Genomic DNA, 25,389 nt, shown 5'->3' with positions numbered 1-25,389 from the left:
TCAAGAAGCAGCCTTCGTGCATCAGCAGCTTCTACCTAATGCATATCGGCAAAATGTTCGAAATTCTTCCTTTCAGCCCTCTTCGATGAGTTTTTTCAATCGAAGGGTGCTGGCTGCCCGCCTGTTTATCCGCTACCATTTTCGAAAATGAACATTAATGTTCGAATTCAAATATGCGTAAACAACGCGAGGCTCATCCATGTCGCACAACACCTTGCCTGCCACCCCTCTCGCTGAGGTCTACGATGTTGCCGTGATTGGCGGCGGGATCAACGGTGTCGGCATCGCCGCAGACGCAGCCGGGCGCGGCTTGTCGGTTTTTCTGTGTGAAAAAGATGACCTCGCCAGCCACACATCGTCAGCCAGCAGCAAGCTGATTCACGGCGGTCTGCGCTACCTCGAACATTACGAGTTCCGCCTGGTGCGAGAAGCCCTGGCTGAGCGTGAAGTGCTCTTGGCCAAAGCCCCACACATCGTTAAACCGATGCGTTTCGTGTTGCCACACCGCCCCCATCTGCGTCCTGGCTGGATGATCCGCGCAGGTCTGTTCCTTTACGACCATTTGGGTAAGCGTGAAAAGCTGGCAGGCTCCAACAGCCTCAAGTTCGGTGCAGACAGCCCGCTTAAAGCTGAAATTACTAAAGGCTTCGAATATTCGGATTGCTGGGTCGATGACGCCCGCCTCGTCGTGCTCAATGCGATGGCCGCGCGCGAAAATGGCGCTCATGTGCATACCCAAACCCGCTGTGTAGGGGCTCGTCGCAGCAAAGGCTTGTGGGAATTGAACCTGGAGCGCGCTGACGGCAGCGTGTTCTCGATTCGCAGTAAAGCGCTGGTCAACGCGGCTGGCCCCTGGGTTGCCAAGTTCATCAAGGACGACCTCAAGCTCGAATCGCCGTATGGCATCCGCCTGATTCAAGGCAGCCACTTGATCGTGCCCAAGCTGTATGACGCGCCGAATGCGTTCATCCTGCAAAACGAAGACCAGCGGATTGTGTTCACCATTCCGTACATGGACCAGTTCACCATCATCGGTACCACTGACCGCGAATACACCGGCGATCCGGCCAAGGTCAGCATTACCGAAGAAGAAACCGAGTACTTGCTGAACGTGGTCAACGCCCACTTCAAAAAGCAGGTAAGCCGTGCCGATATCTTGCGCACTTACTCCGGCGTGCGCCCCCTGTGCAACGACGAATCCGATAACCCGTCGGCTGTGACACGCGACTACACCCTGGCCCTGTCCGGCATACCGGGTGAAGCGCCTCTGTTGTCGGTATTCGGTGGCAAGCTGACCACGTATCGCAAACTGGCTGAATCGGCGATGGCGCAACTGACGCCCTTTTTCACGCACATCAAGCCAAGCTGGACTGCCAGCGCCACACTGCCTGGCGGCGAAGACATGACCACCCCGGCTGCCTTGAGTGCCGCCCTGATTAACGCTCACAGCTGGCTCGATGCTGCCATTGCCAAACGCTGGGCAATCACTTACGGCAACCGCGCATGGCGCCTGCTGGACGGCGCTCAAAGCCTTGAAGACATGGGTGAGCACATCGGCAGCGGCCTCTATAGCCGTGAAGTGGATTACCTGTGCAGTCAGGAATGGGCACTGGATGCACACGACATCCTGTGGCGTCGCACCAAGCTGGGCCTGTTCACCACCGCTGAAGAGCAGGAACACCTGGCGCAATACATGACCAGCCTCAACCTCAAACACCGTAAAGTTGAAGCGGCTTAACGCCCAAACCTCGCAAAACCTCTAGGGGCGAATTCGCCCCTAGAGGTGGCCTTCTGCCCTCCCTTCATTCGGATTTCCGAACAGCCTTGCCCATGCCTATTCGGCTTTCCGGGCGACAGGGGCTTTGCCTCCGCACTCCATAAACAAATAAACCGATATAAAACAAAGACTTAAAGTTATTTTTAAAGTCTGGCACGACTCATGCTCTACACTCAGGGCCGACTGCTTAAACAGCGTTAGCCTGTTGAGTGGCTCGAAGTACATAAAGGGTCCAGTGAACTGGCTCAATAAAAAAAACAATGTCGAGGAAACACCGATGCGCATCGTTCCGCAACTTTTGGCCGCAGCTATTGCTGCCGCTCTGATTAGCACTCCAGTTTTTGCTGCCGAATTGACCGGCACACTGAAGAAAATCAAAGAATCCGGCACCATCACCCTCGGGCATCGTGACTCCTCCATCCCGTTCTCTTACATCGCGGACGCTTCCGGCAAGCCGGTTGGCTACTCCCACGATGTGCAACTGGCAATCGTTGAAGGGCTGAAAAAGCAACTCGACATGCCTGAGCTGAAGGTCAAGTACAACCTGGTCACCTCCCAGACCCGTATCCCGCTGGTACAAAACGGCACTGTTGACGTTGAATGTGGCTCCACCACCAACAACGCAGAGCGCGCTCAGCAAGTCGACTTCTCGCTCGGCATCTTCGAAATCGGTACCCGTCTGCTGTCCAAAAAAGACTCGACCTACAAAGATTTCGCTGATCTCAAAGGCAAGAACGTCGTGACCACCGCGGGTACAACGTCCGAGCGCATCCTCAAGTCCATGAACGCCGACAAGCAAATGGGCATGAACGTGATCTCGGCCAAAGACCACGGCGAAGCCTTCAACATGCTGGAGTCGGGCCGCGCTGTTGCGTTCATGATGGACGACGCCCTGCTGGCCGGTGAAATGGCCAAAGCCAAGAAGCCAACTGACTGGGCCGTAACAGGCACGCCACAGTCGTATGAAATCTACGCGTGCATGGTGCGCAAAGGCGACCCGGATTTCAAAAAAGCCGTGGATGACGCCATCGTTGCGTACTACAAGTCCGGCGACGTCAACAAGTCCTACGCCAAGTGGTTCGAATCGCCAATCCCGCCTAAAGGCCTGAACCTCATGTTCCCGATGAGCGACAAGGTCAAAGAGCTGATCGCCAATCCAAACGACAAACCAGCGCCAGAAGTCAAAATCTGATAGCGGCCTGTATTGACTCCCGAGTGTGAACGATCGCACTCGGGATGTTTGGATCACCTGCTGTACTCGCTACTGACTGCATGAGAAAGCACTCGACCCGCTGGTTGTCGAGCGGGGAGTGTGTGCCTGACGATCGTGTCAGGTGTGAACGGATTCCCTGAAGCAAGTGCGTGTTTATAGAACCAACTGAGGGGAGACCCTGCATGAATTACAACTGGGACTGGACCGTGTTCTTCAAGTCCACCGGCGTAGGCAGCGAGACATATCTCGACTGGTTTATTTCGGGCTTGGGCTGGACCATCGCGATCGCTGTCGTTGCCTGGATTGTTGCGCTGGTATTGGGTTCGCTGCTGGGCGTTATGCGCACACTGCCGAACCGTTTTATCGCAGGCATCGCCACGGTTTACGTGGAAATTTTCCGTAACGTACCGCTGCTGGTGCAGCTGTTTATCTGGTACTTCCTGGTACCCGATCTGCTGCCACCAAACTTGCAGGAGTGGTACAAACAGGACCTCAACCCGACCACCTCTGCCTACCTGAGCGTTGTTGTGTGTCTGGGGCTGTTTACTGCCGCCCGTGTCTGCGAACAGGTACGCACCGGTATTGAAGCGTTGCCGCGCGGTCAGGAATCCGCCGCCCGTGCAATGGGTTTCAGCATGGCGCAAATCTACTGGAACGTGCTGCTGCCTCAAGCCTACCGCATCATCATTCCGCCCCTCACCTCTGAGTTCCTCAACGTCTTCAAGAACTCGTCGGTGGCGTCATTGATCGGTTTGATGGAGCTGCTGGCGCAAACCAAACAGACGGCCGAGTTTTCTGCCAACCTGTTTGAAGCCTTCACCCTGGCCACGCTGATCTACTTCACCTTGAACATGAGCCTGATGCTGCTGATGCGCCTGATCGAGAAGAAAGTCGCTGTACCCGGCCTGATGTCTCTGGGGGGCAAATAATGGACTTCTTCGATTTCAGCGGGATTGTCCCTGCCCTGCCGGGCCTGTGGAACGGCATGATCATGACCTTGAAGCTCATGGTATTGGGTGTGATTGGCGGCGTGGCCCTGGGCACCGTACTGGCGCTGATGCGTTTGTCATCGAGCAAGTGGATGGCCAACCTGGCCGGCGCTTACGTGAACTACTTCCGCTCGATTCCACTCCTGCTGGTCATCACCTGGTTCTACCTGGCAGTGCCGTTCGTGTTGCGCTGGATCACCGGCGAAGACACCCCCATCGGCGCCTTTGAGTCGTGCATGGTGGCTTTTGTCATGTTCGAAGCGGCCTACTTCTGCGAGATCGTACGCGCAGGCGTTCAAGCCATCCCCAAAGGCCAGATGGGTGCAGCCAAAGCGCTGGGCATGAGTTACGGCCAGGCCATGCGCCTGATCATCCTGCCCCAGGCCTTTCGCAAAATGACCCCGTTGCTGCTGCAACAAAGCATCATTCTGTTCCAGGACACCTCGCTGGTTTACACCGTAGGGCTTGTGGATTTCCTCAATGCTTCACGCTCAAGTGGCGATATCATCGGCCGCTCCAATGAGTTCCTGATCTTCGCCGGTCTGGTGTATTTCATCATCAGCTTTTCCGCCTCGCTGCTGGTCAAGCGTCTGCAAAAAAGGTTTGCCGTATGATTTCGATCAAGAACATCAACAAGTGGTACGGGGACTTTCAGGTACTGACCGATTGCAGTACTGAAGTCAAAAAGGGTGAAGTGGTGGTGGTCTGTGGGCCGTCCGGCTCCGGCAAATCAACCCTGATCAAGTGCGTCAACGCCCTCGAACCGTTCCAGAAAGGCGACATCGTGGTCGACGGCACCTCGATTGCCGACCCCAAGACCAACCTGCCAAAACTGCGCTCGCGCGTGGGCATGGTGTTTCAGCACTTTGAGCTGTTCCCGCACATGACCATCACCGAAAACCTGACCATTGCGCAGGTCAAGGTGCTGGGCCGCAGCAAAGCCGAAGCCACCAAAAAGGGCCTGGAACTGCTGGAGCGCGTAGGGCTGTCGGCGCACGCCCACAAGCATCCGGGCCAGCTTTCGGGCGGTCAGCAACAGCGGGTGGCCATTGCCCGTGCGTTGGCGATGGACCCGATCGTCATGCTGTTCGATGAACCCACTTCGGCCCTCGACCCTGAGATGGTTAACGAAGTGCTCGACGTAATGGTGCAATTGGCTCACGAAGGCATGACCATGATGTGCGTCACCCACGAAATGGGTTTTGCACGCAAAGTGGCTAACCGCGTGATCTTCATGGACCAGGGCAAAATCGTCGAAGACTGCGAAAAAGAAGAGTTTTTCGGCGACGTAAGCGCCCGCTCACAGCGCGCCCAGGACTTCCTCAGCAAAATCTTGCAGCACTAAGCAACAGCCATCACCTGTAGGCGCGGACCTGCTCGCGCCTACAGGAAACCATTGATCAACGGCCATTGCGCAGTGGTTGACCCAAGGCATCTGTGATGAAATGCGACCCCACACTTTATCGCGGTGCCCCGCCCTCACTTGCCGTGAAACCTCGTCTGCTTCGCCATTTGCTGTTGCCGCCCTTGATCATCCTGCTGACAATCGGCCTGGGATACGCGGGCTATCGCGTCAGCGAACACTTCGGCATTCGCAACCTCAGCGAAAGCGGTGAACGCCAGTTGGAGCTGCACGCACGCACGGTTGAGAGTGAACTGGGCAAATACACCTACCTGCCCAGCCTGCTGGAACTGGAGTCCAGCGTCTCAAAGCTGTTGGGCGACCCGAATCTGCAACATCGCACCACGGTCAATCAATACCTCGAAGGGCTGAATCGGCGTAGTCGCAGCCGCGCCATTTATGTGCTCGACACCACAGGGCGCGTGCTAGCCACCAGCAATTGGCGTGATGCCGACAGTTACCTGGGTGAAGACCTGTCTTTTCGCGCCTATTTTCAAGACGCGGTACGCGGGCAGCCCGGCCGGTTTTACGGCATTGGCAGTACCAGCGGCGAACCCGGCTACTACTTGGCACACGGCCTGGAAGAGCAAGGCAAAATCATCGGCGTCGCGGTCATCAAAGTGCGTCTCGAAGCGCTGGAAGAACGCTGGCAACGTGCCCGCCTGGAAGCCTATGTCAGCGATGAGAACGGCATCATTATCCTGTCCAGCGATCCCTCGCGACGCCTGAAGTCTGTGCGCCCTTTGACCCCCGACATCAAAGAGAAGCTGGCGCGCAGCCTTCAGTATTACTGGTGGCCACTCAATGAGCTGCAACCGCTGGACCGCGAGCACTTGGCCGAAGGGGTCGAGAAAGTCACCTTTGCCACCAACAGCGAAGTCATTACCGATCACGATCAAGTGAGTTATCTGGCGCAAACCCGTAAGCTAAACGACACGCCGTGGGACATCACCCTCCTCTCACCCTTACAGGACCTGCGCCGCGAAGCCGCCAACCAAGGCATGCTGGTAGCCGTTGCGTTTGCGTTGCTGGCTTTTTTGCTGATTGCCTGGAACGAGCGGCGCAAAGTCATCGCCACCCGACTGGCTGCGCGTGAGGCCCTGCAAGAGGCCAATAACCAGTTAGAACGCAAAATCACCGAACGCACCACTCACCTGCGCGCCAGCAATGAACGCCTTAAAGGGCAGATTCGTGAACGGAGGCAAACAGAAGACACATTGCGTCGCGCTCAAGACGAACTGGTGCAAGCTGGCAAACTGGCCGCCATCGGGCAAATGTCCACCAGCATCGCTCACGAACTGAATCAGCCATTGGCAGCCTTGCGCACGCTTTCAGGCAATACCGTGCGCTTTCTTGAACGGGGCGATTTGAAAGTGGCGGCGGACAATCTGGGCACCATCAACAAGCTGGTGGACCGCATGGGGCGCATCACCGCCAACCTGCGTTCCTTTGCCCGCCGCGGCGATGATCACGGCCAGGCCAACCTCAATCATGCGGTCGACGCGGCCCTGCAACTGCTGGCCAACCGGCTGGAAGCCTCCGGTGCGCGCCTGCATCGAGACTTCAGCGACGCCGAGCTGAAAATTGACCAGACCCGCCTTGAACAAATACTGGTCAACCTGATCGGTAACGCACTGGACGCCATGCAGGGCCAGACCTCTGCGCCGCAGGTGTGGCTTGAGGGGCATTTACAGGAAGGAAAATACCGCCTGCAAGTGCGCGACAACGGTCCCGGCATTGACCCCGAAACCCGCAAGCATCTGTTTGAACCGTTCTTCACCACCAAACCCGGTGAACAAGGGCTTGGCCTGGGTCTGACATTGTCTGCCAGCCTTGCCGCAGCCGCCGGCGGCAACCTCAGCGTCGAATTCCCGGCCAGCGGGGGTGCTTCGTTTGTCCTCTTAATACCGTTGGTGCAACCCGCTAAGGTCGATCAGATATGAACCACGAGTTGAGCGTCCTCATCGTTGAAGACGACCCCCATGTGCTGCTCGGTTGCCAACAGGCCCTGGCGCTCGAAGACATCCGCAGCGAGGGTGTCAGCAGTGCCGAGCAGGCGCTCGCCCTGGTGGGCGACAACTTCCCCGGTATCGTCATCAGCGACATCCGCCTGCCGGGCATTGATGGCCTGGAACTGCTTAAACGCCTCAAGGCTCGCGACGCCAGCCTGCCAGTGGTACTGATTACCGGCCACGGCGACATTTCAATGGCTGTCGGGGCCATGCGTGACGGTGCCTATGACTTCATGGAGAAACCCTTTTCACCGGAACGCCTGGTAGACGCCGCGCGCCGGGCACTTGAACAGCGCAGCCTGGCACGCGAAGTCTGGTCATTGCGCCGACAATTGGCTGAGCGCGATTCGCTTGAAGGGCGCATCATCGGCCGCTCTCCCGCCATGCAGCACTTGCGCGAATTGATCGCCAACGTTGCCGATACCTCTGCCAACGTATTGATTGAAGGCGAAACCGGCACGGGCAAAGAGTTAGTCGCACGTTGCCTGCATGACTTCAGTCGGCGCCAGCCTCAGCAGTTTGTCGCGCTTAACTGCGGGGGCTTGCCCGAAAACCTGTTTGAAAGTGAAATTTTCGGTCACGAAGCCAACGCGTTTACCGGCGCAGGCAAACGGCGCATCGGCAAGATTGAGCACGCCGACGGCGGGACGCTGTTTCTTGATGAAGTCGAAAGCATGCCGCTCAATTTACAAATCAAGCTGCTGCGGGTACTGCAAGAACGCACGCTGGAACGTCTGGGTTCCAATCACAGCATCGACGTGGATTGCCGAGTCATTGCGGCCACCAAATCCGACCTTGATCACCTGAGCAAAGCCAATCAATTTCGTAGCGACCTTTACTACCGCTTGAACGTGGTCACGCTCGAACTGCCGCCCTTGCGCGAGCGGCGCGAAGACATCTTGCAATTGTTTGAGCATTTCTTGCAGCAGTCCTCCCTTCGCTTCGACCGCACGGCGCCCGAGCTGGACAACCAGACCTTGTCGACCCTGATGAGCCACGACTGGCCGGGCAACGTGCGAGAGCTGCGCAACGTGGCCGAGCGGTTTGCCCTTGGCCTGCCCGCGTTCAAAAAATCCGGCAATAACGTGGCACAAGGCCTGGGCTTCTCCGAAGCGGTGGAAGCGTTCGAGCGCAACCTGCTCAACGACGCCTTGCAGCGCAGCGGTGGCAACCTGACTCAAGCCAGCCAGGAGCTGGGCATGGCCAAGACCACGCTGTTCGATAAAGTTAAAAAATACGGTTTGGCTCACTAATGGATCTGATTTTAAAAGCGGCGCTCGGGGCTGGGGTGGTTATCATTTTGGCCATGCTGGCAAAAACCAAAAACTACTACATCGCAGGGCTGGTGCCGCTGTTTCCAACGTTTGCGCTGATCGCGCATTACATCGTCGGCAAAGAGCGCTCCCTCGACGATCTTAAAACCACCATCGTTTTCGGTATGTGGTCGATCATTCCTTACTTTGTGTATCTTGCCGCGCTCTACCTGCTGGTAGACCGCATGCGCCTTGAAGCCTCGCTGGCGCTGGCCGCTGTGGCCTGGTTAATGGCCGCCACCGTGCTGGTCAGTGTGTGGGTGCGCTTGCACTAACCTTCCACGTAAGGCCGCTTAAAATGTGTAGCTCAGCGCCGTCTGCACCGCGCCCTGATTCACATCGCCCAACGCCTTGACCATGCTGCTGTCAGCCGCCGAGCCGATCAAGTGGGTCCAGGTGGTACTGGCCACCCAAGACCAATGTTGAGCCAAAGGAAACGATAAGTTCTGCGTCAGGCTGATCTGTTGAAACCCGCCACTGGCCTTGTACCCCGAAATCCCTGACGCTTGCGCTTCACTGGCACTTACACCAAAAAACGTCGAAGTCTGGCGCCCGTCCGCGAAGTGGGCGGCCAACTGGCTGCTGCCAATGACCCCAAGCCCCAGCGGATAACCCAGCTCGCCGCCGAACTTGCCCAACACCCCGCCCTGCCCGCTGGCGCCCCCCACGGCTTGCCCCACTTGCGCGTACACCCGCCAGAACTCGGCAGGGCTGTATTGCACAAAACCGCCGAGTTGAGCCATGCCTGAAACATCCCGCAAGCCACGTAATGAGCCATTGGCGTTGCGCCCCGACACGTCGTTAATGAACGGCCCCGCACTCCACCCCTGTGCCTTGAGGACACTCCAGGTCAGGCCATCGTCACTGTCCAGACTGACATTTCCCCAATCCAGATCGAAATACGGTAACGGAACAGTCTCGTAGCGACTGGCGCTTGGGTCGGAGGGCTGATACCCGACCCCCACGCCGATTTCACCCGTCAAGTCGTCAGCGGCACGCGCACCTGCAGTGGCGCTCAATAAGACGAACAGCAAAACAACCGATAGTGGCGCCTTCATCTCAAGGTATCCCTGTGATTCATGCGCGCATCACGCCTTTTATTGCCTGTTCAGTGCAAGCACCGATGTTGTTTGTAGCGAGCTACAAAAAATGTAGCTCTGGCGTCTTATTTTTTGCTCTTGGCTGGTCAAAGCCCGGCCTGCCGGGGTTTTTTCAACTTGGCACAATCAGTGCAATTGCCCTGTTGCAGCGCAACGTGCGCCCCTTCCAACAGGACAATGCTGATGATGCAATGGCATATCGTGTGCGATTTCGACGGAACCATTACGGGCACCGACGTCATCGATAACATTCTTCAACGCTTCGCCGACGCGAGTTGGGAAGCGATCGAAGACCAATGGATGAAAGGCGAGATCGGCTCACGTGAATGCCTAAGACGCCAACTGTCGTTGGTCCAAGCCTCTCCAGCCCAATTGCTGGCCTATTTCGACAGCGTTGACATCGACCCGGACTTTCCGGATTTCGTCGATCACGTGATCAGCCTCGGGGCGTCCATTGAAGTGGTCAGCGACGGCATCGAACAAGCCATCGCGCGGATCCTGGCGCGTAACTACGTCACCTTGCTGCCGATACTCGCCAATCGCCTGCGCCAAATGGACCAAAACCGCTGGCGTATCGACTTCCCTCACTCCAGCGATGCTTGCCGTGCCGCCTCGGGCAACTGCAAATGCAAGTCCACACCCAGCGGCAAACGCGTGCTGGTGATTGGTGATGGCCGCTCCGACATGTGCGTGGCCGCGACTGCCGACTTTGTGTTCGCCAAAGACAGTCTGGCCAAACACTGCGAGGACAACGGCATTCCTTACGCCCGTTTTGACACATTCGCAGATCTTCCAGCATTACTCGCCAAACTGCCCAGCAATGCTGCCAACACCCTCCACTTTTCTCGTGAACAGCAGGAACTCTTCAACCATGTCTGACATCCGAATCGCCACCCCTGAAGACCAGATCCTTCTGGATAAAGAAGCCAAATACTGCTCGTACGGCGATACCGTTCACTACATTGAACCGCCGCGTATTTTCAGCCGCTGCGAAGGTTCCTACGTATGGGACACCGAAGACCAAGCCTACCTCGATCTGCAAATGTGGTATTCGGCGGTTAACTTCGGTTACTCCAACCCGCGCCTGAACAACGCGCTGAAACAGCAGATCGACACGCTGCCGCAGATCGCCAGCCAATACCTGCACAAAGGCAAGATCGAGCTGTCAGAGTGCATCGCTGTCGACGCCAAGAACAAGTTCGGCCTCGACGGGCGTGTGCACTTCAACGTGGGTGGCTCGCAGTCCATCGAAGACTCGCTCAAAGTAGTACGCAACGCCAGCAACGGCAAAAGCCTGATGTTTGCCTTCGAAGGCGGGTATCACGGCCGTACCCTCGGCGCGTCGTCTATTACGTCGAGCTACCGCTACCGCCGCCGTTACGGGCATTTCGGCGAACGCGCCAACTTCATTCCGTTCCCGTACCACTTCCGTGGGCCAAAAGGCATGACCAAGGAAGAATACGGCAGCCATTGCGTGCAGCAATTCGCCCGCTTGTTCGAGACCGAGTACAACGGCGTATGGGACCCAAAAGTCGGCCAAAGTGAATACGCCGCGTTTTACGTCGAGCCGATCCAGGGCACTGGCGGCTATGTCATACCGCCGATGAATTTCTACAGCGAACTCAAGCAGGTGCTCGATCAGCACGGCATTTTGATGGTAGTGGACGAAATCCAGATGGGTTTCTGGCGCACTGGCAAGCTGTGGTCGATTGAACACTTTGACGTCAAACCCGACGTGATCGTATTCGGCAAGGCATTGACCAACGGCCTCAACCCGCTGGGTGGCATCTGGGCACGCGAGGAGTTGATCAACCCGACGGTGTTCCCGCCAGGATCAACCCACTCCACCTTCGCCTCGAACCCGCTGGGCACCGCTGTGGGCCTTGAAATGTTCAAAATGACCAGCGAAGTCGATTACGGCGCGATGGTCATGGCCAAAGGCAAATATTTCTTGGCCGGCCTGCAAGACCTGCAAAAGCGTTACCCAATCATCGGCGACGTGGACGGCCTGGGCTTGGCCCTGCGCTGCGAAATCTGCGGCCCGGATGGCTTCACACCAGACAAGGCGACGCTGGACTTCATGGTCGAAGAAGGCATGAAAGGCGACATCGAAATCGACGGCAAGCGGCTGGGTTTGATTCTGGACGTGGGCGGTTACTACAAAAACGTAATCACCCTGGCACCGTCGCTGGAAATCAGCTACGCAGAAATCGACTTGGGCATCGCCCTGCTCGACCGCCTGCTGCACCGGGCCATGAAACGGTGAACACGTCAAAGATCGATCTGGGCGAAGGCGACGCCGGTTTCGTTCTCGGCACAGGTGAGGTCGCGGTGTTGTTGATCCACGGCCTTACCGGCACCCCGACGGAGTTGCGTCGGGTGGCCGTGGGCCTGGCCAAGGCTGGCTGCACGGTGTACGTGCCTACCTTGGCCGGGCATTGCGCCGATAACGCATATTTGCAGACCACCGGCTGGCAAGACTGGTATGAAAGTGCGCGCAACACCTTTGCCGGGATTCGGCAAAAGCACTCACAGGTGTTTGTCGGCGGCCTGTCGATGGGCGCCGTGATGTCGATGTACATGGCGGCCGAACATCCAGGGCAAATCGCGGGCCTGCTGCTGTACTCCACGACCTTGCGTTATGACGGCTGGAATATCCCAAAGACCTCCTTACTTATCCCGCTGATGATGATGCTTCCTTTTGGCGTGCACCTGTGTAGCTTCAACGAAAGGCCACCCTATGGGATCAAGAATCCACGTTTGCGGGCCATCGTAGAGCGGCAGATGAAAGCAGGGGACAGCAATAGCGCCGGACTTTTAAGCATGCCAGGTCTGAGCGTGCGCGAACTGCGCCGGTTAATTGCAGTGGTCAAACGCAAAATGCCTAGCGTAATGACGCCGACACTGGTGATCCATGCCAGTGAAGACGACTTGACCAGCCGCTGGAACGCCGATTACGTTGAACGCCACTTGGGCGGGCCGGTGACCAAAGTGCTGCTCGATAACTGTTACCACATGATCACCGTCGACCTGCAATACCCGCGCGTGATCGAGTTAAGTAATGCCTTCGTGAAAAAAAACAGTCTCGAAACGCAGGTCCAAGACCCGCTCTTACAGGGAACCTGACGTGAAGAATGGTTCCTGAACCGCTCACAGGCTTACCCCGTGTCCTATAAACCGGGGTCGCTTAGCCTGACAACCAATTTCGATCAGGACGCTTACCGGCGCTGAATTTGGCGAGTATTCTCAGGCCCTTGAATAACACGACAACATGAGCGGGGGTTACCCGCTCCGACCGCCATGACCGCTTCGATAAGCGAGTATTAATGTCGACCTCTCCCCACTCCGCGCACACGCCACCTCCGTTCAAAGTTTCGCGCTGGACGGTCCAGCGCAAACTGGTACTGGCCTTTTGGCTAGTCAGTGTTATTCCGACCATGATCGCCTCGGAACTGGCCGCGACCACCTTGTCGCACATTTTCGACAGCAACGTGCGCGTATGGCTTCAAGAGTCGACCAAAATCGTCAAAGACGAAATCAGCGAAACCCTGCTAGACAACGCCAGAGCGGCAAAGCTTTTTTTGCAATACACCCACCCGCCTTCCAGCAGTAAAGCCATTCGCCATGATCGACTCACCGCCGACATCGCTGACGCCATGGGCATCGACGTTGTCGCGCTGATACGTGACAGCGACCATAAAGTGGTGTTTAGCACCGCAAGCGATAACATCGTCAAGCAGATCAGCTTGTCACCCAACGCGGTATTGCAAACGGTTAACGTAGGCGAAGTCACGACCGGCACAGTAGTGTCGACTTTTCCGGCACGCCAGGACGGCGTGGACTATCAACTACTGGTGGCGACCAACATCGACAGCAGCTTTCTGATCAGCGTGGCAGAGGTGCACTCTCTGGACCTGCGTCTTTATCTGCATACCCCAAAAGGCTTCGCTGAAATATTCTCCAGCCAGCGTTTTGAAGATAGACAGCCCACAGTACCCAATGCCATCGAGCAAAAACTGCGCGATACCAAGTTGCCCAGTGAGCAGTTCACGAACCGTTATTGCGGCTTGTACTGGCCGATCATTAATGACACGGGCGAGCTGCAAGGCGTGATTTACAGCGGTTTGTTGTGCAACACCAATTTGGTTGGACTGGTGAACCAACCCAACCTGTTTATGCTGATTTTTCTGCTGGGTTCGATGCTCTCGTTAACCGTTGGCTGGCAGGTGTCCGAGCACCTGACGCGGCCTTTGCGAGCACTTTCTGAAGGTGTGCGCGCGGTCACCGCCGGGGATTACGACCAACGGATGGACGTTTCCGGGCATGACGAACTGGCCGAATTGAGCAGTACCTTCAACCACATGACATTGCGTTTGGGCGAGCTGCATCACCTTGAGGCGCAACTGCGTCGACGGGATCGCCTGCATGCCCTGGGCGAGGTGGCCATGGGCCTGGCCCACGAAATCCGCAACCCGCTGGGCATTATCAAAACCGCCACCCAATTGCTGCACCGCCGCGCCGAACTGGGGGAAACCGACAAACGCCATCTCGAATACGTGGTCAGTGAAGTCACGCGCATCAATGACCTGATCACCGACTTTCTCGAATTCGCCAAACCCAGTACACCCGTGCGCTCAACTCAAGCCGCGCGCCCTCTGGTTGAAGACATTCTGGGCTTTTGCAAACCGGAACTTGAAAGCCACCACATTGATGCGCACATCTATGACCAAGCACCCGGTGCCACCTTGTATGCCGATGCACGGCAGTTGAAACAGGCGCTCCTGAACTTGATCATCAACGCCATCGACGCCATGCCTGAAGGCGGGCAGCTCAGCGTAGGCATTGACCAGAAAGACGGTTACACCGTCATCAGCATTGCCGACAGCGGCGAAGGGATCGCGCTTGACATGATAGAACGCATCTTCACCCCTTTTGTGACCACCAAAGCCTCAGGCACAGGCTTAGGGCTGGCCAAGGTTTTCTCGATCATGGACAGCCACGACGCACGCATCGAGTGCCTCAGCGACAGGAGCGCAGGTGCCACCTTCAATCTGTACATTCCGTCACATGGAGGGGATGAGGCATGAGTCATAACGTGCTGGTGGTGGACGACGAACCGAAGTTGTGTGACCTGCTCAGCTCAGCGCTCAGCCAGAATGACGTGCACGTGTTCACAGCGAGCAACGGGGTACAAGCACTGGCCATTCTTGAGCAAGAAGACATCGACCTGGTCATCAGCGATTGGCGCATGCCGGGCATGGACGGGCCGCAACTGCTGGCCGAAGTCAAACAGCGTTATTCGCACCTGCCGGTGATCGTGATGACCGCCTACAGCACGGTAAAAAATGCCGTGCAGTCCATGCGCAACGGCGCCTATGACTACATCGCCAAGCCCTTCGACATCGACGAACTGGACATTACTGTCCACAAAGCCCTGCAATTTCGCGACATCCTGCGTGACAACGCACGCATGCGGGCCGAACTGGACCAACACCAGCCCTTCGACAGCCTGATGGGCGACAGCCCCAGCTTTCGCCGTGTGTTGCAGGCCATTGACTCAGTACGCGACAGTAGCGCGACCATTTTGCTCACCGGCGAAAGCGGCACGGGCAAAGAGATGGTGGCACGCGCCATTCACAAACATGGCAGCCGCGCCGACAAACCGTTTGTCGCGGTTAACTGTGCGGCCATTCCTGAAGGGCTGCTGGAAAGCGAGATGTTTGGCCATCGCAAAGGCGCATTCACTGGCGCGGTCACCGACCGTGTAGGACGCTTCATGCAGGCGGACAAGGGCACGTTGTTCCTCGATGAAGTCGGCGATATGCCACTGGCGTTGCAGGCGAAGATTTTGCGTGCCCTGCAAGAGCGTGTGATCGAACCCGTGGGTGATCCGCGTGAGCGCAAGGTGGATGTACGGGTGATTGCAGCCACCCACAAAAACCTGCTCGAAGCGGTCGCCAACAAGGAGTTTCGCGAAGACTTGTACTACCGTTTGAACGTGTTTCCGATCCAACTGCCCGCCTTGCGCGAGCGCATAGAAGACATCGCACCGCTGGCGCGGCACTTTGCGCATAACCTGGGGGCAACGGCAGGTAAACGTATCACCGGGTTCAGTCCAGATGCCTTACAGGCCATGGCCGAATACAACTGGCCGGGCAACATCCGCGAGCTGCAAAATTGCGTCGAGCGCGCCACCATTGTGGCCACCAGCAGCACCATTGAAGACAGCGACCTGCCGCCGTATTTGTTTACCGCACAACCCAATCAACAATGTAGCGTGCTGGAGTCTGGCCCCAGTGTGCCACCGGACCTGGAAGCGGCGTTGGCCGAGGTTGAAAAGGCCTACATTCTCGCGGCTTTGCAACAGGCCAACGGCGTGCAAGCGGCGGCGGCGCAGCTCATCGGCATTTCAGAACGAAGCTTTTGGTATCGCCTGAAAAAACTCGATATCCATGTCGAAAAAATCGTGCGCTAACCAAACCCTGTAGGCGCTGATGCAGGCTGCGATCTGTTGATTTGAAGATCAAAAGATGACTGCCTGCATCAGCGCCTGCATAACGTGCGGCCTTAAGCCACCTCGGCGCGCAACTGACGTGCTGCGGCCACCATGTTGATCAACGCGGCTTCCGTCTCGGCCCAGGCGCGGGTTTTGAGGCCGCAGTCCGGGTTCACCCACAGCCGCTGCGCCGGGATACGCTGCGCAGCCTTGCTCAGCAACTTGACCATTTCGGCCGTGTCCGGCACCCGTGGCGAATGGATGTCATACACCCCTGGGCCAATGTCGTTCGGGTAGTCGAACGCTTCAAAGGCGTCCAGCAATTCCATGTCCGAACGGGAGGTCTCAATCGTGATGACGTCAGCGTCCATCTCGGCAATCGACTTGATCACATCGTTGAACTCGCTGTAGCACATGTGGGTGTGAATCTGGGTTTGATCCCCCACGCCCGAGGCACACAGACGGAACGCTTCGACCGCCCAATCCAGGTACTCCTGCCACTGCGCACGGCGCAGCGGTAAGCCCTCTCGGAATGCTGCTTCGTCGATTTGCACAATTTTTATCCCGGCTTTTTCCAGGTCGACCACTTCGTCACGAATGGCCAATGCCAGCTGTTGCGCCTGCTCCTTGCGCGACACATCTTCGCGGGGGAAGGACCACATCAGCATAGTCACCGGCCCGGTCAGCATGCCCTTCATGACTTTCTCGGTCAGGCCCTGGGCGTATTTGATCCATTCCACGGTCATGGCTTTCGGACGACTCAGGTCGCCGAAGATGATCGCCGGTTTCACGCACCGCGAACCGTAGCTTTGCACCCAGCCATATTGGGTGAATACATAGCCATCCAGTTGTTCGGCAAAGTACTCCACCATGTCGTTGCGCTCGGCCTCGCCGTGTACCAAGACATCCAGCCCCAGACGTTCTTGTGTCTCTACTGCATTACGAATTTCACTGTGCATGGCTTCGGTGTATTCACTGACCGACAATTTGCCTTGCTTGTAGGACTGGCGCGCCAGACGAATAGAAGCGGTTTGCGGGAATGAACCGATGGTGGTGGTCGGAAAGGCTGGCAGGTTCAAACGCGCCCGCTGTACTTCAATGCGTGCAGCAAACGGCGAATGACGCTGGCTATCCGCCTCGCTGATCGCGCCAAGGCGCGCTTGGACGGCGGGCTTGTGAATACGCGGCGACTTGGCGCGGCTTTCTTGCACGGCCCGACTTTCGGCCAGGGCTTTTTGCACGCTGGCGTCGTGCGGTTTATTCAGCGCATCACGCAAAACAGCTATTTCGCCGCATTTTTGTTTAGCGAACGCCAGCCAGCTTTTCAGCTCGGCATCGAGCTTGGTTTCGCGCTCCAGGTCTACCGGGCTGTGCAGCAATGAGCACGAACCCGCGACCCACAGGTTGTCACCAAAACGCTCTTCGGCTTGTTGCAGTTGCGCCAGCGCGTTTTCCAGGTCGCAACGCCATACGTTACGGCCGTTTACCAGGCCCAGCGACAACACTTTATAGGTCGGCAAGCGATCCAGAATCGCGTTCAACTGGTCTGGCGCACGCACCAGGTCTACATGCAGCCCTTCAACCGGCAAGCTGACCGCCAGGCCGAGGTTGTCTTCCAAGCCGCTGAAATACGTAGCAACCAACTTCTTTAGCGGGGAGTACTGAAGGATGTGGTAGGCGCGCTCGAAGGCGTTTTTCCATTCTTGCGGTAAGTCGAGTGACAGAATCGGCTCGTCAATCTGTACCCACTCAACCCCTTGTTCGGCCAAGCGGGTCAGGATTTCACCGTAGACCGGCAGCAGGTTTTCCAGCAGGTCGAGTTTGTTGAACTCATCGCCTTTGGCCTTGCCCAGCCACAGGTAGGTCAGCGGACCGATGATGACCGGCTTGGCTTGATGCCCCAGTGCAAGCGCCTCAGCAGTTTCTTCAAACAGTTCGTTCCAGCTCAGTTCAAAACGCTGATCAAGGCTCAATTCCGGCACGAGGTAGTGGTAGTTGGTGTCAAACCACTTGGTCAGTTCCTGAGCATACTGGCCTTGGCTGTGCTCGCCACCGCAGCAGCTCTGGCTCGCGCCACGGGCCATGGCAAACAAGGTGTCCAGGGTCGGGCGGCCTTCGTCATCGAGGGTGCTGGAAAAGCGTTCTGGAATCGCGCCAAACATCAGCGAATGGGTCAACACCTGGTCGTACCAGGCGAAGTCGCCGACCGGCACCAGGTCAATGCCTGCATCTTTTTGCAGTTGCCAGTGTTTGGCGCGCAATTCACGGCCCACGGCGTTAAGTGCGGCTTGATCGATATCGCCTTTCCAGTAGGCTTCAAGGGCTTTTTTCAGTTCGCGATCCGCGCCGATGCGTGGGAAACCAAGATTGTGAGCCAGGGCCATAACGGCATTCCTCCATGTCAGTAATGGCCCAATTATCGACAGACGCATCAACATGAGACAAACTCAACGTTTTCGTGTTCATCATCAAAATTACTCATGGAGCACCCGTGCTGGAAATTCGTCACCTCAAAACCCTGCACGCCTTGCGCGAATCCGACAGCCTGGTCGAGGCGGCAGAGCGCCTGCACTTGACCCAGTCGGCCCTGTCTCATCAGTTCAAAGAGCTGGAAGAACGCATGGGCATGCCGTTGTTCGTGCGCAAAACCAAACCTGTGCGCTTCACCAGTGCGGGTCTGCGCCTGCTGCAACTGGCCGACGCCATGTTGCCGCTACTGCGGGGTGCAGAGCGAGATATAGCGCGCCTGGTCGGGGGTACCGCGGGCCGCTTGCACATGGCGATTGAATGCCACAGCTGCTTCCAGTGGTTGATGCCCACCATCGACCAGTTCCGTGATGCGTGGCCCGAGGTTGAACTGGACCTGGCATCAGGCTTCGCGTTCGCCCCGCTCCCAGCGCTGGCGCGCGGCGATCTGGATTTGGTGGTCACCTCTGACCCACAAGAGATTGCAGGTCTAACGTACGTGCCGCTGTTCACCTACGAAGCCATGCTGGCCGTTGCCAATCAGCACCCGCTGGCCAGCAAGCCATTTATCGTGCCTGAAGACTTGAGTACCGAAATTCTCATCACCTACCCGGTGGAGCGTGACCGACTCGACATCTTTACCCGCTTTCTGGAACCGGCTGACGTAGAGCCCGCACAAGTACGTACCTCAGAGTTGACGGTCATGATGATGCAACTGGTGGCCAGCGGCCGAGGTGTATGCGGGATGCCGCACTGGGCGCTGCATGAATACAGTTCACGGGGTTACGTGAAAGCCAAGCGCTTGGGAGAAAAAGGGTTGTTCGCCACGCTGTATGCAGCGATTCGCGCAGACATGCTGGATGCGCCGTACATGCGCGACTTCTTGCTCACCGCCAAAGACACCTCGTTCTCGACGCTGGATGGCGTCAGCGCCGTGCGCTAAACCTCGCAAACGCCATTGGCTGCGCTCTTTTGATCTTGAAAACCAACAGATCGCAGCTGCGCCAACGCCTACAGGGTTTTGTGCTCGGCAACCGTCAGCCGGCGGCGCATATGCACGCGGTCGTAATAGTCTTCCCCCACCCTAATCGCACAATCCTCCAGCCCCGACTGTTCAAACCCGCAACGCTTGTACAACGCCAGCGCCGCCGTGCTATTGGCGCTGACGGTGAGTTCAATCACTTTGATATCGGGTTCTTGCTCAGCCAGAGACACGACCGCCTGCACCAATTGCTCGCCCAACCCTTGACCTCTGAAGCGTTCGCACACATATAAGCCAAACAAGGTGGCCTTGTGCTGCGCCTCTGCCCACGGCTCAAAGGCCAGGCCGACGATCCCCACCAACTCGCCCTCAATAAATGCGCCGTACAGCTCACTGAATTCGTCATCCAGCTGCGATTGCCACCAGCTCAGCGGCACGAGATCTCGCCGGGTAATCGTGGAGACAAACGCCTCAGGGTGTCGTTCATAGGCCTCTAGCATCAAGCGGCAATAGCCAGCGGCGTGTGAAGGATCAAGCAGTTCTATAGCCATTGAGGGTCCACGTCATAGCGTTTTACGTTGTTCGAGCATCAGCCTCACCGCCAGCGCCGCCAAGACGAACCCCATCACATAACGCTGCACGGCCAACCATAACGGGTTGCGTACAAACCAGACGGCGATCCCCGAGGCGAACAAGGCAATCAGCAAGTTGACGGTAAAACTGACGCTGATTTGAATAAGGCCCAACAGGATACTTTGGATAAACATCGAGCCGTGAGCCGGGCTGATGAACTGCGGCAGAATCGAGAGGTAAAACAGCGCCACCTTGGGGTTTAGCACACTGGTCAAAAAGCCCATGGCGACCAGTTTCGAAGACGAATCCGGCACCAGCTCACGGGCCTCAAACGGCGAACGTGCGCCGGGTCTAACCGCCTGCCAGGCCATCCACAACAGATAGAGAGCACCTGCCCATTTCAAGGCCTCATAGGCCATCGGCACAGCCAAAAACACAGCCGTCAGCCCGACCGCAGCGGCGAGCATGTGAACAAAGAAACCCGCCACCACCCCCACCAAAGACGTCACCCCTGCTGCGCGCCCCTGACAGATCGAACGCGAAATCAGATAGATCATGTTTGGCCCCGGTGTCAGCACCATCAGCAAACACGCCGCAGTGAAAATCAGCACATCGTGGGCAGCAATCATCAAGGGTCCTTATCGGCATTCAATCAGGCAGAGGTCGGAATAATCTGGCGGTAGAACGGCAAAATCACATCACCGGTCAAGGGCGCCAGGGTCAAACCGCCATCGCCACGGGGATCAATCCATTGCACTTCTTCGATCTCCGCAGCAGGGGCCACGTCAGCGTCGATGTGCAGCAAAAACAACTCGGCCTGCACTTCAAACCCTGGCTCATTCACCGCCGGTGCACAAAAGTGCCCAAGGTAGGTGGCGCGGACCGGGTCAATCTTGAGCGCAAGCTCTTCCTCCAGCTCCCGGGCCAGCGCTTCAATGGGTTGCTCATGGGCATCAATTTTGCCACCCGGCTGCATAAAGGCTTGAGTACCGCGCTTGCGCACCAACAGGGTTCGGCCGTCGGGACCAATCAGCACAGCGGCGGCGATACGAATGATGTTTGTCGGTACAGGCAAAGATTGATCGGAACGCGTCACAAGAATTAACCACTCAGAGTGCGAAGGCGGGCAGGATCACACGGCCAGACTTCGCTGAAAAGATACAGATCCGCCTTTTTTAGAGGTTTATCAAACCGCTGAAATGGTTAATAAAACATTGCCTGTAAGGTTCTGTTAAGGTGCGCACCGTCCTGCCCGGAGGCAAGGATTGAGCGCGTGAATAATTACGCCGAGACAAAGGATAAAAGGAGTTTTAAATGTCGAGCATCACTGAGCTAAAAGAACGCGTTAATACTAAAACCTGGAACCTGGTATTGCTGGCTGTTGCAACTGCGGGCCTGTACCCCCTGCTCTGGCTATGGCAAAACCACACGATCATTGATCAGGTGACTCAACGTCAAACCGCGAACACTACTTACCTTATCTGGCTGGCGGTGTGTATTGGCTGGGGGGGTGCACTGGGCAATACAGGGGATAACGCCCTGATTCTCATTGGTAGCCTTTTGAGCCTTGCTGGGGCTGTTTTGTACATCGTGTGGGCGTTTCGAGCGCGGGCTGCCTTGCAAGAATACGCACTCAACGAACACAAAATTGATCTGCGCATGAACGGTTTTTACACCTTCATCTTCAACGTTTATTACATCAACTACTGCATCAACGACCTGCCTGAAGCGCTGCGCAAGCAGCAGATTTTGCAGGGCAAGACGCAAACCACTACCGTTTGATGATGTTTGGCCGCCCCGTTCGAGGGCGGCCAGTTAGGCCTGTGCATATCAATCTTGAGCCACGGCCTTCGAACCACACCCCGCGAAACACTTGTTAAAGCCTGCAACCCTCCCCTCCGATTGCGTCTTGTGCTGCTGCCCGGTGTACACCGGATGCGAGGCGCTGGAAATATCCCGCACCTCAAAAGGGTACGTGCTGCCATCGGTATGGACATGCGTGCGATCCGTGTCCATCGTAGAGCCGATCAGAAAGTACGCGTCAGCTGCGTTGTCGTGAAAAAGCACTGTCCGGTCGTCAGGGTTAATGCCAGGTGTCATGAAATGTCTCCGCCGTTAAGGCAAGCTCGAAACGTTAGACAGTAACTACAGCCCCCCCTGCAAATGACAACTTGCTTCAACTCGGCGCTCACGTTATATGCCCGCGACTATCGTCGGGATGCCGCGCCAAGCGAAATACCGTTCAATGACTGGTCTGCTTTCTGTAATGACGTTTGCTTGATACAGGGCAAACACCGCACCCGGGAAACCTCCAAGCTAAAGAGAGGGTCCTGACCACACCGTGAGTTCCCGCTTGTGCAGTTCACAAGCCCTTCAGGCGCAATGGCCTGACTGAAAAAACAAGCCTGAAACAGGAAACCGTATGAGCCTGTCACTGTTGAGCCGTTATGCGTTTTTTGCCTTTTGCGTGATTTTCACTCTCGCCAGCCTGCCGTTTATGCACCACGAGTGGTTATGGCCCTTTACTGCTGTGACCCTGGTGTTGAGCCTGATCGGTATTTTCGACCTGATGCAAACCCCCCACGCCGTGCGCCGTAACTACCCCATCCTGGGCAACATCCGATACATGGTTGAGACCATTCGCCCAGAGATACGCCAATACCTGCTGGAATCGGACAGCGATGCCCTGCCCTTCTCCCGTGCACAACGCTCACTGGTGTATTCACGGGCCAAGAATGAGAGTGCTGACAAACCATTTGGCACCCTGATCGATGTGTACCAATCAGGCTTTGAGTTTATCGGGCACTCCATGCGTCCGGCCCCTTTGAGCGACCCGGCGGGTTTTAGAGTGATGGTCGGCGGGCCTCAGTGCACGCAGCCTTACAGTGCATCGGTGTTCAACATCTCAGCCATGAGTTTCGGCTCCCTGAGCGCCAACGCGATTCGCGCACTTAATAAAGGGGCCCAACTGGGTAACTTTGCGCACGACACGGGTGAGGGCAGCATCAGCCCATATCACCGCGAAAACGGCGGGGACCTGACGTGGGAGTTGGGCAGCGGCTATTTCGGCTGCCGCACGACCGATGGCCGTTTCGACCCGGAACGCTTTGCCGTTCAGGCGCAAAACCCGCAAGTGCGCATGATCGAAATCAAGATGAGCCAAGGAGCAAAACCCGGTCATGGCGGGATTTTGCCAAAAGATAAAGTCACTCAAGAAATCGCTGAAACACGCGGCATCATGATGGGTGAAGACTGCATTTCCCCTTCACGACACAGCGCGTTTTCAACACCGCTTGAGTTGATGCAGTGGATCGCCCAATTGCGTGAACTGTCCGGCGGCAAGCCCGTGGGCTTCAAGTTCTGCCTGGGCCATCCGTGGGAGTTCATGGGCATTGCCAAAGCCATGCTGGAAACCGGCATCTTGCCGGACTTCATCGTCATCGACGGCAAAGAAGGTGGCACCGGGGCCGCACCGGTTGAGTTCACCGATCACATGGGCGCGCCAATGCGTGAAGGGTTGTTATTCGTGCATAACACCCTGGTGGGCCTCAACCTGCGCAGCAAGATCAAACTGGGCGCCAGTGGCAAGATCGTCAGCGCCTTTGATATTGCCAGCGTGTTGGCGATTGGCGCCGACTGGGCCAACTCGGCACGCGGCTTTATGTTTGCCATCGGCTGTATTCAGTCGCAGTCGTGTCACACCAACAAATGCCCAACCGGCGTAGCCACACAAGACCCGTTGCGTCAGCGCGCCCTGGTGGTCCCGGACAAAGCACAGCGCGTATTTCATTTCCATCGCAACACCCTCAAGGGCCTGGCCGAAATGCTCGCCGCCGCGGGCCTTGAACACCCAGCACAACTGCAGGCCAAACATTTGGTACGTCGCGTGTCGGCGACCGAGGTCAAACTGTTTTCGCAACTCCACGTGTTTCTCAAGCCCGGCGAATTGCTGACCGGCGAAGTGAACGGGGAGTTTTATTCGCGCATGTGGCAAATGGCACGAGCCGACAGCTTTGACGCCAATGTCATTACGGCGGCTTGAAACGCACCTCGCCCACCACAAGGACGTAAAACATGCTGAAAGTGATTGCCGAAGACTTCATCAAACCCGAACACCTGAACACCGTACGCCCGTGGTACGCCGAACTGGTGGAAAAACCCGATTGGAACCGGACTGCATCGCCTACGACTTGTACGTGGATCAGCAAAACCCGGGGCATTTCATTTTTATCGAGCAATGGCCCGATCAAGCGGCATTGGATGCTCACTGTCAAAGCGAGCACTTCAGGCGGCTGGTGCCGATGATTAATGCGCATCAGGCAAAAGCGTGCACGTTTATATTGATGCACGCGTTCTGAATAAGGCCATAACCTCTAACTTTCGCTGTCCGCCTTCACGCCGCCCGAACGAGAAGGCTGACAGCACAAGGCCCTACAACAAACATCATTGCGCACGGTATTACATAGTTAACAGTGACCTTTAAATCACCACTGCTGAATTTGATGAAAGGTCGAGTACGTTTGCAGGCGCTGGATGACATTGCAGAGAGTCAATACGAGTTGCAGTTACAGGCCTATAACGAAGGACTTGCAAACCCAAATCCCGGTACACCTGCCAGCCGGCTCAAGCCTGACCTGCTAGAAGTCCAACGGATATATCAGGTTGATTGGGCCCAACGCCTTGAATTGCCTTGGCAACCGACATCGATGAAATTCCGTGCCAGCGCCTTAACCTGCGACGAGCAAATCGAGGCCGCCTACGAGATCGTGATCAACAAGGAATCAAGACGCGGCTATCTGCCGAAAAACCTGGCGCAGAAGGAGTGACACGACCCCGGCGGTCAAGGCTCGCCGCACAGGATACATTCCGTCATATTCAACCTTTGCATTTACTCTTCAATACCTTCACCCTGCGCGCCGCCTGTGTGTGTGTGGCGCGCAACCTGCACGACGTTCCGGGGTAGGTACGACATGCTTTCGAGAGACGGTTTGGCAAAGCGAAAACAGGCGAGGAAAGCCAGGATCGCGCACGACTTTACGGGTTGTAAATGAGCATTACGAGCCTGT

At 56.7% G+C, this 25,389-nt stretch carries 23 protein-coding genes and 1 pseudogene; 18 read left to right on the top strand and 6 right to left on the bottom strand.

The annotated features are described in order from the left end of the window. The first annotated feature begins 199 nt into the window (after positions 1-199). The 8 genes from glpD to TU86_RS02250 all read left to right on the top strand — a co-directional run bounded on the left by glpD (position 200) and on the right by TU86_RS02250 (position 8,981). Positions 200-1,738 (top strand): glycerol-3-phosphate dehydrogenase, encoded by a 1,539-nt coding sequence (gene glpD, locus TU86_RS02285; RefSeq protein WP_048362678.1) that lies wholly within the window; start codon positions 200-202, stop codon positions 1,736-1,738. A gap of 316 nt (positions 1,739-2,054) precedes the next feature. Next, the gene (locus tag TU86_RS02280) at positions 2,055-2,969 is read left to right on the top strand and encodes a glutamate/aspartate ABC transporter substrate-binding protein (protein ID WP_048362677.1); all 915 of its coding nucleotides are present in this window, start codon (positions 2,055-2,057) and stop codon (positions 2,967-2,969) included. Positions 2,970-3,172: 203 nt separating this feature from the next. Further along, positions 3,173-3,919 carry an amino acid ABC transporter permease gene (locus TU86_RS02275; protein ID WP_048362676.1) on the top strand — a complete coding sequence of 249 codons (747 nt, stop codon included), beginning with the start codon at positions 3,173-3,175 and terminating at the stop codon, positions 3,917-3,919. Next, positions 3,919-4,593, top strand: a complete 675-nt coding sequence (locus TU86_RS02270; RefSeq protein ID WP_048362675.1) for an amino acid ABC transporter permease — start codon at positions 3,919-3,921, stop codon at positions 4,591-4,593. The genes TU86_RS02275 and TU86_RS02270 overlap by 1 nt, the downstream gene beginning before the upstream one ends. After that, complete coding sequence (locus TU86_RS02265; RefSeq protein WP_048362674.1) at positions 4,590-5,324, top strand: amino acid ABC transporter ATP-binding protein; 735 nt, start codon at positions 4,590-4,592, stop codon at positions 5,322-5,324. Before TU86_RS02270 ends, TU86_RS02265 begins: the two co-directional genes overlap by 4 nt. A 95-nt stretch (positions 5,325-5,419) precedes the next feature. Beyond that, positions 5,420-7,324, top strand: coding sequence for a two-component sensor histidine kinase AauS (gene aauS / locus TU86_RS02260; RefSeq protein WP_048362673.1), 1,905 nt, complete (start codon positions 5,420-5,422; stop codon positions 7,322-7,324). Beyond that, positions 7,321-8,646 carry a two-component response regulator AauR gene (gene aauR, locus TU86_RS02255; RefSeq protein WP_048362672.1) on the top strand — a complete coding sequence of 442 codons (1,326 nt, stop codon included), beginning with the start codon at positions 7,321-7,323 and terminating at the stop codon, positions 8,644-8,646. Before aauS ends, aauR begins: the two co-directional genes overlap by 4 nt. Positions 8,647-8,654: 8 nt before the next feature. Further along, positions 8,655-8,981 carry a GlpM family protein gene (locus tag TU86_RS02250; RefSeq protein WP_193387768.1) on the top strand — a complete coding sequence of 109 codons (327 nt, stop codon included), beginning with the start codon at positions 8,655-8,657 and terminating at the stop codon, positions 8,979-8,981. 18 nt (positions 8,982-8,999) lie between these two features. On the opposite strand, the gene TU86_RS02245 is transcribed toward TU86_RS02250, so the two are convergent. Continuing rightward, positions 9,000-9,764, bottom strand: a complete 765-nt coding sequence (locus TU86_RS02245) for a MipA/OmpV family protein (protein ID WP_048362670.1) — start codon at positions 9,762-9,764, stop codon at positions 9,000-9,002. Positions 9,765-9,989: 225 nt separating this feature from the next. On the opposite strand from TU86_RS02245, the gene TU86_RS02240 reads away from it, so the two are divergent. The 5 genes from TU86_RS02240 to TU86_RS02220 all read left to right on the top strand — a co-directional run bounded on the left by TU86_RS02240 (position 9,990) and on the right by TU86_RS02220 (position 16,281). Then, positions 9,990-10,685, top strand: a complete 696-nt coding sequence (locus TU86_RS02240; RefSeq protein WP_048362669.1) for an MtnX-like HAD-IB family phosphatase — start codon at positions 9,990-9,992, stop codon at positions 10,683-10,685. Further along, positions 10,678-12,072 (top strand): aspartate aminotransferase family protein, encoded by a 1,395-nt coding sequence (locus TU86_RS02235; protein ID WP_048362668.1) that lies wholly within the window; start codon positions 10,678-10,680, stop codon positions 12,070-12,072. Before TU86_RS02240 ends, TU86_RS02235 begins: the two co-directional genes overlap by 8 nt. After that, positions 12,069-12,932, top strand: coding sequence for an alpha/beta hydrolase (locus tag TU86_RS02230; RefSeq protein WP_048362667.1), 864 nt, complete (start codon positions 12,069-12,071; stop codon positions 12,930-12,932). The genes TU86_RS02235 and TU86_RS02230 overlap by 4 nt, the downstream gene beginning before the upstream one ends. 200 nt (positions 12,933-13,132) lie before the next feature. Continuing rightward, positions 13,133-14,893, top strand: coding sequence for a sensor histidine kinase (locus TU86_RS02225; protein ID WP_048362666.1), 1,761 nt, complete (start codon positions 13,133-13,135; stop codon positions 14,891-14,893). Beyond that, on the top strand, positions 14,890-16,281 hold the full coding sequence (locus TU86_RS02220) for a sigma-54-dependent transcriptional regulator (RefSeq protein WP_048362665.1): 1,392 nt from the start codon (positions 14,890-14,892) through the stop codon (positions 16,279-16,281). Before TU86_RS02225 ends, TU86_RS02220 begins: the two co-directional genes overlap by 4 nt. A gap of 92 nt (positions 16,282-16,373) precedes the next feature. Here the strand turns inward: TU86_RS02220 and metE are convergent, their stop codons facing one another. Beyond that, positions 16,374-18,686, bottom strand: coding sequence for a 5-methyltetrahydropteroyltriglutamate--homocysteine S-methyltransferase (gene metE / locus TU86_RS02215; protein ID WP_048362664.1), 2,313 nt, complete (start codon positions 18,684-18,686; stop codon positions 16,374-16,376). Between the two features lie 107 nt (positions 18,687-18,793). Between metE and metR the strand changes: the two genes are divergently transcribed. Beyond that, complete coding sequence (metR, locus tag TU86_RS02210; protein ID WP_048362663.1) at positions 18,794-19,711, top strand: transcriptional regulator MetR; 918 nt, start codon at positions 18,794-18,796, stop codon at positions 19,709-19,711. A gap of 68 nt (positions 19,712-19,779) precedes the next feature. Here the strand turns inward: metR and TU86_RS02205 are convergent, their stop codons facing one another. The 3 genes from TU86_RS02205 to TU86_RS02195 are packed head-to-tail and all read right to left on the bottom strand — an operon-like array spanning position 19,780 to position 21,419. Then, positions 19,780-20,301, bottom strand: a complete 522-nt coding sequence (locus tag TU86_RS02205) for a GNAT family N-acetyltransferase (RefSeq protein WP_048362662.1) — start codon at positions 20,299-20,301, stop codon at positions 19,780-19,782. A gap of 12 nt (positions 20,302-20,313) precedes the next feature. After that, positions 20,314-20,952, bottom strand: coding sequence for a LysE family translocator (locus TU86_RS02200; protein ID WP_048362661.1), 639 nt, complete (start codon positions 20,950-20,952; stop codon positions 20,314-20,316). Positions 20,953-20,975: 23 nt separating this feature from the next. Next, positions 20,976-21,419 carry an NUDIX hydrolase gene (locus TU86_RS02195; RefSeq protein WP_048362660.1) on the bottom strand — a complete coding sequence of 148 codons (444 nt, stop codon included), beginning with the start codon at positions 21,417-21,419 and terminating at the stop codon, positions 20,976-20,978. A gap of 218 nt (positions 21,420-21,637) precedes the next feature. On the opposite strand from TU86_RS02195, the gene TU86_RS02190 reads away from it, so the two are divergent. Then, complete coding sequence (locus tag TU86_RS02190) at positions 21,638-22,105, top strand: DUF4234 domain-containing protein (protein WP_048362659.1); 468 nt, start codon at positions 21,638-21,640, stop codon at positions 22,103-22,105. A 48-nt stretch (positions 22,106-22,153) separates the two neighbouring features. Here TU86_RS02190 and TU86_RS02185 read toward each other — a convergent pair whose 3' ends face one another. Further along, positions 22,154-22,423: a type B 50S ribosomal protein L31 gene (locus TU86_RS02185; protein WP_048362658.1), complete on the bottom strand. Its 270-nt coding sequence runs from the start codon at positions 22,421-22,423 to the stop codon at positions 22,154-22,156. A gap of 322 nt (positions 22,424-22,745) precedes the next feature. On the opposite strand from TU86_RS02185, the gene TU86_RS02180 reads away from it, so the two are divergent. The 3 genes and pseudogenes from TU86_RS02180 (at position 22,746) to TU86_RS02170 (ending at position 25,149) form a co-directional block, all read left to right on the top strand. After that, entirely contained in the window at positions 22,746-24,365 is a 1,620-nt protein-coding gene (locus TU86_RS02180) for an FMN-binding glutamate synthase family protein (RefSeq protein WP_048362657.1), read from the top strand. 32 nt (positions 24,366-24,397) lie between these two features. After that, positions 24,398-24,681 (top strand): annotated as a pseudogene (locus TU86_RS02175) (putative quinol monooxygenase). Between the two features lie 144 nt (positions 24,682-24,825). Continuing rightward, complete coding sequence (locus TU86_RS02170) at positions 24,826-25,149, top strand: NEL-type E3 ubiquitin ligase domain-containing protein (protein WP_048362656.1); 324 nt, start codon at positions 24,826-24,828, stop codon at positions 25,147-25,149. Positions 25,150-25,389: the final 240 nt, after the last annotated feature.

This window comes from Pseudomonas weihenstephanensis, assembly GCF_001043055.1.
GTDB classification, from domain to species: Bacteria; Pseudomonadota; Gammaproteobacteria; order Pseudomonadales; family Pseudomonadaceae; genus Aquipseudomonas; species Aquipseudomonas weihenstephanensis.
Note: the sequence above shows the minus strand (reverse complement) of the source record. Positions and strands in the feature narration are given on the sequence as shown.